Source organism: Burkholderia sp. SCN-KJ (assembly GCF_024656005.1).
Taxonomy (GTDB): domain Bacteria; phylum Pseudomonadota; class Gammaproteobacteria; order Burkholderiales; family Burkholderiaceae; genus Burkholderia.
This window is the reverse complement of record NZ_JANKOG010000098.1, coordinates 1-793: the sequence shown is the minus strand read 5'-3', so window position 1 is coordinate 793 and position 793 is coordinate 1. Positions and strand designations below refer to the sequence as shown.

Here is a 793-nt window from a genome sequence, read left to right as displayed (position 1 = left end):
CATCAGCTCGCTGTCGACGGGCCTGAGCTCGACCGATAGCTCGGTCGCTTCGCTGTCGACCTCCACGTCGACGGGCCTCTCGTCGGCAACCAGCTCGATCGGCTCGCTGTCCACGTCGACCTCGACGGGTATCAGCTCGCTGTCGACGGGCCTCAGCTCGACCGATAGCTCGGTCGCCTCGCTGTCGACCTCGACCTCGACGGGCCTCTCGTCGGCGACCAGCTCGATCAGTTCGCTGTCCACCTCGACTTCGACGGGTATCAGCTCGCTGTCGACGGGCCTCAGCTCGACCGATAGCTCGGTCGCTTCGCTCTCGACTTCGACGTCAACCGGCTTGTCGTCGGCGACTAGCTCGATCAGTTCGCTGTCCACCTCGACTTCGACGGGTATCAGCTCGTTGTCGACCGGCCTGAGCTCGACCGATAGCTCGGTGGCCTCGCTCTCGACTTCGACGTCAACCGGCCTCTCGTCGGCGACCAGCTCGATCAGCTCGCTGTCCACCTCGACTTCGACGGGTATCAGCTCGCTGTCGACCGGCCTCAGCTCGACCGACAGCTCGGTCGCCTCGCTGTCGACGTCCACGTCGACCGGCCTGTCCTCGGCAACCAGCTCGATTTCGTCGCTCTCGACGTCGACCTCGACAGGCATCAGCTCGTTGTCGACCGGACTGAGCTCGACCGATAGCTCGGTGGCTTCGCTGTCGACTTCGACGTCGACCGGCCTCTCGTCGGCTACCAGCTCGATCAGCTCGCTGTCCACGTCGACCTCGACCGGCATCAGCTCGCTCTCGACC

General features: G+C 64.9%; 1 protein-coding gene. It reads right to left on the bottom strand.

Features of this window, described 5'->3' with window-relative positions; genetic code table 11:
- Positions 1–793 (bottom strand): hypothetical protein (locus NQV17_RS37800; RefSeq protein ID WP_257776159.1); only part of this gene is annotated, 793 nt, incomplete at both ends.